At 72.7% G+C, this 5,581-nt stretch carries 5 protein-coding genes; 4 read left to right on the plus strand and 1 reads right to left on the minus strand.

Annotated features, from left to right (window positions below; translation table 11 throughout):
• Together PARHAE_RS02995 and PARHAE_RS03000 are read left to right on the plus strand one after the other, a co-directional pair.
• Nucleotides 1–1,926, plus strand: a 1,926-nt coding sequence (locus PARHAE_RS02995) for an AAA family ATPase (RefSeq protein ID WP_126153124.1), incomplete at its 5' end; no start/stop codon positions are given.
• Nucleotides 1,916–2,122, plus strand: a complete 207-nt coding sequence (locus PARHAE_RS03000; RefSeq protein ID WP_126153125.1) for a hypothetical protein — start codon at nt 1,916–1,918, stop codon at nt 2,120–2,122. The genes PARHAE_RS02995 and PARHAE_RS03000, both read left to right, overlap by 11 nt.
• 547 nt (nt 2,123–2,669) lie before the next feature.
• Here the strand turns inward: PARHAE_RS03000 and PARHAE_RS03005 are convergent.
• Nucleotides 2,670–2,915: a helix-turn-helix domain-containing protein gene (locus tag PARHAE_RS03005; RefSeq protein ID WP_126153126.1), complete on the minus strand. Its 246-nt coding sequence runs from the start codon at nt 2,913–2,915 to the stop codon at nt 2,670–2,672.
• A gap of 271 nt (nt 2,916–3,186) precedes the next feature.
• On the opposite strand from PARHAE_RS03005, the gene PARHAE_RS03010 reads away from it, so the two are divergent.
• On the plus strand, nt 3,187–5,187 hold the full coding sequence (locus PARHAE_RS03010; protein WP_126153127.1) for a hypothetical protein: 2,001 nt from the start codon (nt 3,187–3,189) through the stop codon (nt 5,185–5,187).
• Between the two features lie 61 nt (nt 5,188–5,248).
• On the plus strand, nt 5,249–5,581 hold a 333-nt coding region (locus PARHAE_RS03015), incomplete at its 3' end, for a hypothetical protein (protein WP_164555122.1).

Here is a 5,581-nt window from a genome sequence, read left to right on the forward strand (position 1 = left end):
CTCGACGAGGTCGAGGACCAGATCGAGGAACTGCCGGACTGGGGGCAACGCCCGCGTCCGGCGACCCCGCTGACGGACGACCCGCTGCGCGCCATCGCCCTTGCCGGGCTGTGCCGGGTCCTTCCGAACCATGAGGCCATTGCCGCGCTGACGACCGTGGGCGCGGTAACCGTGCTGGACTGCCCGCCGGGCGGGATGATCGACGACGCGGCCTCGCTGCTCGCGGCCCTGCTGGCCCGGGGCGGCGCCCGCCCGCCGGTGCGGATCATCGCCCTGCGCGCCGCCGGGGACGCCCGCGCGGCAGGACGTCCCGAGGATGCCCTCGTCCCCGCCATGGCGGCGATCAGCGCGACGACCGCCCCGCATGTCCTGCTGGTCGAGGCGGGCGTGGCCCTGCCCGGCGCGATCGCCGCCACCCTGCCCGCGCCGCTGCGCCTCGGACCCGTGGACGGATGGCTGGTCGCCGCCGCCCTCGGCCTGCGCGGCGGCGGCACGGCCCACCTGCGGGCCAGCCTGCCGGATGACGCCGCCCTGCGGGCGCTCACGCCCGGCCAGCTGCGCTTCGCCCTGCGCCACCGCATCCGCGACCGGCAGATCGCCGAGTTGCACCGCATCGCCCGGTCCAACCAGTCCAACCGATCCAACAGTCCGACCCTGGACGACATCGCGGGTTATGGCGAGGCCGAGGCGGCGGCGCACCGCCTGACAGCCGATCTCGCCGCCTGGCAGGCCGGGCGCATCGCCTGGGGCGAGATGACCCGCTCGCTGCTGTTCGTGGGCCCGCCCGGCAGCGGCAAGACCTGGCTCGCGCGCGCCATCGCCGCCACGGCCGGCGTGCCGCTGATCGAGGGCAGCCTCGCCGCCTGGCAGGCCGCCGGCCATCTGGGCGACATGCTGCGCGCCATGCGCGCCAGCTTCGCCCAGGCCCAAGCGGCCGCCCCGGCGGTGCTGTTCCTGGACGAGATCGACGGCGCCGGCGACCGGGGCAGCGACGACAGCCACGCCCGCACCTACCGCCGCCAGGTGATCAACGCGCTTCTCGAACTGCTGGACAGCGCCGGCCGCACGCCCGGCCTGGTCATCCTCGCCGCCTGCAACGACCTAGACGCCCTCGATCCGGCCATTCGCCGCCCCGGCCGCATCGACCGGATCGTCGCGGTGCCACCGCCCGGTCCTGCCGCCATCGTCCGGATCCTGACCCGGCGTCTTGACGGCGCGCTGTCGGCCAAGGCCATCGACAGCCTGGCCCGGCGCGCCATCGGCCAGAGCGCCGCCGCCCTCGACGGCGCGGTGCGCGAAGCCCGCAGCCAGGCGCGGGATGCCGGCCGGGCGCTGACCGGCGGCGATGTCGCCCGGGCCCTGGGACTGGCCCGGGAGGAGCCGGCGATCATCCGCCGCTTCGCCCTCCACGAGGCCGGTCACGCCATCGCCGCCACGCGGCTCGCGCGGGGGCGCGTCCAGGAGATCCGCGTCGGCATGGCGGGCGGCCATGTCGCGTTGGGACACCGGGTGCCCCTGCTGACCCGGCGCGACCTGACCGATCAGCTGACCTGCCTGCTGGCGGGCCGGGCGGCCGAGGAGCTGGTGCTGGGCAGCGGCTGCACGGGCGCCGGGCGCGGCGCCGACAGCGACTTGGCCAAGGCAACGGACATCGCTCTGCGGCTGGAACTGGTCTACGGGCTGAGCGGCCACAGCCTCGTCCATGTCGCCGATCCCGCGCGGATGCTCGTGTCCGATCCGGCGGTGCGCACCCGGGCCGACCGGCGCCTGCGCACGGCGCTCCGCCGCGCCCGCCAGCTCCTGGCCGCGGAATATCACTGGCTGCTGCACCTCGCGGACCGGCTCTGCGCCGAGCGCGTCATCGCCTGCGGCGACGCGGGCCTGGATCGGCCCGGCCCGGACCCGGAGGCGCGCCATGAGCCGTGAGCCGGGTCTCCCGGCGCTCCTGGCCGAGGCGCGGGATCAGGCGGCGGTCCTGGCCGAGATCCTCGATCTGCTCTTCCTGGCGGCCGAGGGCCTTGGCGATACGCCTGGCGCCGCCCTGGCCCGCGGTGCCATGCTGGCCCGCGACCGGCTGGATCACCTGCGCGCGTTGCTGCGCGATACCCGGCCGCCGCCGTGACGGGTCTCGCGCAGGAGGCGCGGGGTCGGGGACGCGGCCGATGCGCGCTCCGCGGGATCGTCCGGCCTGGACGGATCCAATGCCTTTCCCAAGCTCGCAAAGGCCTCCCTTCAGCGTCCCACCGGGGACTTTAATAAAAAGACTAAAGAAACCCCGGACATTTGCCCCCTTCCAGAAGACCTTTGTCCAGGGAGCGCTGCCAAAACAGAAAGCCACCGAAAGCCGACCAAGTCCGAACGTCTTTCCGGGGAGATGAGCATGAAACGCTTCGGGGATGCGCGACGCCGCGTCCCGGGTCGGGTTCGGCGGGCGTCGTGCGGGCCTCGGGGCGGGAGCGGGATCCAATCGTCGCCAAGGCTGCTTCGAGAGAGATCTGGCCAACAGCGCCCGAGCCTGTCTGGACCAGCGACGACCCTCTCTGGCGATGCTCCTCCCTGCCCCCGCTTCCGCCGACGGCGTCGCCAAGTCTGGCTCGCGCGGACTGGGCTGCATCACCCGGCTTCTCGAGGCACGTCATGAACCGCTATCTGGATTTTAGTTCCTCTGCCTATCCCTGCTCGCCTTCCAGGATCAGCGCGAGGAGGCGGGCCGGTTCCAGTCCGAGGGCCCGGGCGTATTCAACGAACTCGACCACATCCAGGCGTCGCTCGCCCGTCTCGACCTTGGCGACATATGACTGCGGCCGGCGCAGACGCCCCGCCAGTTCGGCTTGCGTCAGGGCGCTCCGCCCCCGCTCCCGCCGAAGAACGGCCATCATCGACACATGGAGCGGGGACCGAAGGGAACGGGACATGCGCAAGCCTTTGCTTTCGCTTGCGCCGATAATCCCATTTCAGTATTATCCCATTTTAGGATACAGACCATTCATGCCTTGGAGATTGCCCGATCCTTAGACATCTCCAGTTCATGGTCCCGACTGACAGGCACCGCTTTCACCGACCTCACCGGAGGCTTGGCAGGCCCCGGATTTGCGGCCCAGTCGGCTGAACCTGCCTCACGCTCTGTCCACCTACGACTTGCCGTCACCACCTCTCGCCCTTGCGCCCGCACAAGAAGGATTTCCCATGACCCGATCTTTTCCCGCCCTGCTCGGCTCCGTGGCCACGCTGTGCCTTGTCTCGCCCGCGCTTGCCGCCGAGGCCCGCTACTACACCTCGCAGTCCGTGACCTGCGACGGCCGCAGCCATGTCCTGGAGCTGCGCGTCGCCCCGGACGAGGAACCGAACATCCGGCTGTTCTGGCGCGGGCAGAACAACCGCATCTCGGGGCGCGACTGGCACCTGCCGGCGGAGTTCCTGGCGGGACAGCCGGTCGTCCTCGACCAAGCCGCCACCTATCCCAAGGCCAGGCTGGAGGGCCTGGAGGGCGACGCGCCCACGCTGCGGCCCATGGGCTTCGACGGCGCCCCCCTGCCCGATTGCGAGGCCTTCGTCTTCGCGCCGGCGGACGCCCCCGCCGTCCGCTACGACGCCGTGCTGGCGATGCTGGAGCCGGACGCGCCCTCTCCCGCCGATCTGGCCGCCGCCCGCGCCGCCGCCGAGGCCCTGCCGCCGCCGGCGCTGCTGCCGCCGCTTGACCAGCAGACCAAGCGCCAGGCCGTTCAGGAGGGGCTGAAGACAATGGGCGCGCGCATGGTCGACCACGCCCGCATCCTGGCGGGAGAGATCGAGGGCGACGAGGCTGCGGCACTGTTGCCCGCCATGCGCGACGCCTGGCGGGCCAGCCGCGACCGGACCGAGGCGGAACTCCTGACCGAGCTGCAGGACAGCCGCGCCCTGGCGCTGCTGATGGCGGGCCGCGATGTGACCGCCATGGCCGAGACCGCTCCCGCGCGGCTCTGCGCGACCGTCGACGGCACCGGCACCCATGTCATGTCGCAGGGCTTCGGCAGGGCCGGAGAGGAGACGCTGCTGGAGATCGCCTCGGGCCTGGTGGCCCAGGCCTGGCCCCGGATCGAGGCGCGCATCGCCGGCATGGACAAGCTGCGCGCCACCATCGCCCACCTGGCGGCGACGCCCGTCACCCTGGCGGCCTATCGCGCCGCCAACTGGCTCACCATCGATGCGGCGGCGCTGCGCGACACCGGCCTCTCGCGCGAGGAGATCGACCGTGTCCTGCGGCCCGCCACCACGCGTCTCCTCGAGACCGCCGTCCCGGTGCTGGCGCAGGAACTGGCCCAGGGCGTCGCGGACGAGACCGACATCGCCGCGATCACCGGCCATTGCGCCCGGCGCATCGGCGCGGTCCTGGCCGGCATGGACGCCGCCCTTGCCGCGCGGATCACCCAGGGCTGCGAGGAGATCGCCGCCGCGCATCTGGAACGTGTCGGCACGGCGCGGATCGCCGAGATGGCGGCCCGCGCCGAGGCAGCCGGCGAGAGCTTTGACGACGCCCTCGCCACCGACGGCTATGCGGTCCTGCCGGATTTTGGCCCCCGCCCGGCAAGCGACGCCTTCGACGCGGCCGTGGCCGCGCTGCGTGCGGCCGCACAGGAGGCCGAGGCCCGTGTGGCCCCCAAGCGCGCCCGGGTGCTGGCAACGGAGGCCGAGCGCCTGGCGGCGGCCTATGCAGACCTCGAACCGGGTAGTGTGGACTCGGCGGTGCTGCTCAACTGCACCCGCTACCCGGAGGCGCCGCTGCTTGCCGGCCTGCACCGTCAATGCCAGGAGCTGTCCGCAGCATTCCAGCAACAGCATAGCGAGGCCCACTGTGCCCGCCTCTATGCGAAGGCCGAGGCGGAGGACGGCCTGCGCGACGCCGCTCTCGACGTGGGCCAGCGCGGCATGGTGCCGCTGCGCCGGCTCGTCTGCCACCTGCCGCTTGCCGCCACCCTGACCCGGCATGGCGGGCTCTTCCGCGAGACCCGCTACGAGGTCAGCCTGCAGGCCCAGGGGAAAACCGGCGCGCGGACGCTGTCCGGCACCCTGGCGCCGGCCGGGGCGCCGGGCGTCTGGCGCCTCACCGGGATCACGCTGGAGCCGGGTCCCCTGCGCGCGGATCTCGATCCCGACGCGCCTGCCACCCTGGATCTTTGCCTCGCCCATGCCGACCGCTGCGTCGACTGATCCCCCCGCCCGTCCTTTCCGAAGACTTTCCCGAAGACCTTTTTCGATTGTGGAGACACCCATGAAGCCCTTCCTCCTTGCCGCCGCCTTCGCCCTACCCGCCGCCCTCGCCCAGGCCGAGCCGTATCTGGCCCGCTGCCACATGGGCGAATGCATCCATTACGACCAGACCGATCGCCAGGTCGTCGGCCAGGGCAGCACCGCCGTGCCCGGCGATCTGGTGCTGGTCACCCTGCGCGAGGCGGTCTCGGCCGCTCCCGACACCCCGGCCGACAGCCTGGATTGGGGCGAGCCGTCGCCCGTGCAGGTGTTCTGCAGCGGCACGCGCCCGGCCTTCATGGCGGGCGACGCCAGCTATACCGCGCTCGACCTGGTCACCCCGGCGGGCGCCACC

The organism is Paracoccus haematequi (genome assembly GCF_900631945.1).
Lineage (GTDB): Bacteria > Pseudomonadota > Alphaproteobacteria > Rhodobacterales > Rhodobacteraceae > Paracoccus > Paracoccus haematequi_A.

Bases quoted from the DNA above. Each gene is read 5' to 3' on its own strand.
- PARHAE_RS03000 (WP_126153125.1), top strand. From the start codon at position 1,916: ATGAGCCGTGAGCCGGGTCTCCCGGCGCTCCTGGCCGAGGCGCGGGAT.
- PARHAE_RS03005 (WP_126153126.1), bottom strand. From the start codon at position 2,915: ATGTCCCGTTCCCTTCGGTCCCCGCTCCATGTGTCGATGATGGCCGTT.
- PARHAE_RS03010 (WP_126153127.1), top strand. From the start codon at position 3,187: ATGACCCGATCTTTTCCCGCCCTGCTCGGCTCCGTGGCCACGCTGTGC.